The 2,276-nt window shown below is 57.5% G+C and carries 2 protein-coding genes; both read right to left on the reverse strand.

Translation table 11 applies throughout. The features are described from left to right. Nucleotides 1-93: 93 nt before the first annotated feature. The gene (locus GJA01_RS15010; RefSeq protein WP_062502383.1) at nt 94-825 is read right to left on the reverse strand and encodes a glycine betaine ABC transporter substrate-binding protein; all 732 of its coding nucleotides are present in this window, start codon (nt 823-825) and stop codon (nt 94-96) included. A gap of 75 nt (nt 826-900) precedes the next feature. Further along, the coding region (locus GJA01_RS15015; protein WP_099282499.1) for a M13 family metallopeptidase at nt 901-2,276 on the reverse strand (1,376 nt) is incomplete at its 5' end.

The raw sequence follows: 2,276 nt of genomic DNA on the forward strand, positions 1-2,276 counted from the left end.
TACCGGTCAGTCCATTCTGATCGATGGCGGCCTCGTTTACCGCTGATCCAGGACCATAAAAAAGGGCCGGATGTTCTCCGGCCCTTTTTTATTTCAAGCATCCCGCGGAATTAGGCGACCGCGCTGCCAAGCCTCGGCGGCTTCATCCGGGTCCTGCCCTTCCACCCCAATCATGTAATCCAACGCGCTCATGACCTTGTTGCCGAGCATCATTTCGGAAAGCTCGTCCAGCAGGTCCGTGTCCGCTTTGCGGGCTACGTCTTCACGCAGGATCATGCGGGCGGACATTTCCCCGCCCAACAACTGACCCGGATCTTCAACCAGTGTCAGCAAAGACGCATGAAACACGGCATGAGGCTGCGTGGCCACGACAAGCGGCGCTTCCCCTTCAGACTGTGCTTTTTCCAATCGGGCGATCAGAGCCGCTTCCCCGACCACTTCCATCGGAAGAGCGGACAGCGCGGGAAGCTGCTTCAGGGCTTTTTCCAGAGCCTCGCGACTGTCATCGGCAACGATCACCCGATCAACGTCAGCAGAGGTCAGGGTATTGACCGGACCAAGAGCCTTCAGTGCAGCAAAGGAAATCTGTGGCTGGTACAGGTCTCCGATAACGCGGGAACCAGGCCCGGAGAATTTTTCGTCTCGCGGGAACCAGGCAGAAACCAGAAGATCGACTTCTCCCTGTTCCAGCGCGTCCTCAATATCTTCAGGATCAAGATCGACAAATTCGACCTCCACCTCATGCGCTTCGAGAACACGCGCGACCGCACTGGCGCACCCGGCATGAAGCGAGGTGTACAGATGGCCGATCGTCATTTGCGTCATGAGGCAGGTCCGTCAGTCAAAAAGTTGAAACGTGAGACCGTGAAATAGGCCTCACGCTTCGTTTTGTCACGACCCTTACCAGATCTTTACGCGCTGATCCGGAGCCAGATAGAGCTTGTCGCCCTCTTTCACGCCGAATGCATCATACCAGGCGTCGATGTTATGCGCTGGCATGTTCACGCGCGTTACCGCTGGAGCATGCTCGTTAGAGAGCATCTGCTGACGCAGCGCATCCGGACGATCCTTCTCACGCCAGACCTGCGCCCAGCCCAGGAAGACGCGCTGATCGCCCGTCAGACCGTGGACCTTGGTTTCCGGCTTGCCATGCAGGGAGTCATGATACGCCTGCAGACCAAGATTCAGACCACCAGAATCCGCGATATTCTCGCCCATCGTCATCTTGCCGTTCACATGCGTGCCTGGCAGAGGCTCCTGTGCGTCATACTGTGCACCCAGACGATCTGCGAGCTTCTGGAACGCATCCGAAGACGCCTTGCTCCACCAGTCGTTTAAACGACCATGCTCATCGTAATGACGACCCTGATCGTCAAAGCCATGGCTCATCTCGTGACCAATCACGCCGCCAATGGCACCATAGTTCACAGCCATATCGCCCTTCGGATCGAAGAACGGCGGCTGAAGAATGGCAGCCGGGAAGACGATCTCGTTCATCGTCGGGTCGTTGTAGGCGTTCACCGTCTGCGGCGTCATGCCCCATTCGTCACGATCCACCGGCTTGTCGAGCTTGTTCAGCTCATGCTGCCAGTTAAACGCAGCACCACGCACGGCATTGCCGTACACATCGCCCTTGCGAACGACGAGGTTGCTGTAGTCCCACCACTTCTTCGGATAACCGACCTGAATGGCGAAATGATCCAGCTTGTTAAGAGCAGCCTTGCGGGTCGGCTCGTCCATCCATGTGTTGTGCTCAAGGCGATCATGGAAGGAAGATTTCACTTCCTGCACCAAAGACGTGATCTGGGCCTGCGCGGACGGCGGGAAGTACCGAGCCACATAGATCTTACCGATCGCCCAGCCCATGGCACCATTCGTCACACGGGTTGCACGCTTCCAGCGAGGGGACTGCTGTGCAACACCCGAGAGCGTCTTGCTGTTAAAATCAAATGAAGCGTCCGAGAAGTCGTGTGACAGGTAGGTCGCTGCATTATCGGCCAGATGGAAGGCAAGCCAGGCCTGGAGAGTGCCGTAATCTGCGGCTTTCAGAACGCGGGCCATGGCCGCAATGCCTTCTGGCTCGCGCACATCAACCTTGCGATCCGCCAGCCCTTCAGCCGGCAGGCCTGCTGTGGTTAGGAACGCCGTCCAGTCAAAGTCCGGTGCAATCTTCTGAAGCTGGGACACTGGCATCGGGTTGTAGATCTTCAGCGGATCACGGGTCTGGTCACGAGGGATTTCGACCTTCGCGAGAGCCGTCTCCAGATCCACCACAG

Source organism: Gluconobacter japonicus, from assembly GCF_002723975.1.
GTDB classification, from domain to species: Bacteria; Pseudomonadota; Alphaproteobacteria; order Acetobacterales; family Acetobacteraceae; genus Gluconobacter; species Gluconobacter japonicus.

Bases quoted from the DNA above. Each gene is read 5' to 3' on its own strand.
- GJA01_RS15010 (WP_062502383.1), bottom strand. From the start codon at position 825: ATGACGCAAATGACGATCGGCCATCTGTACACCTCGCTTCATGCCGGG.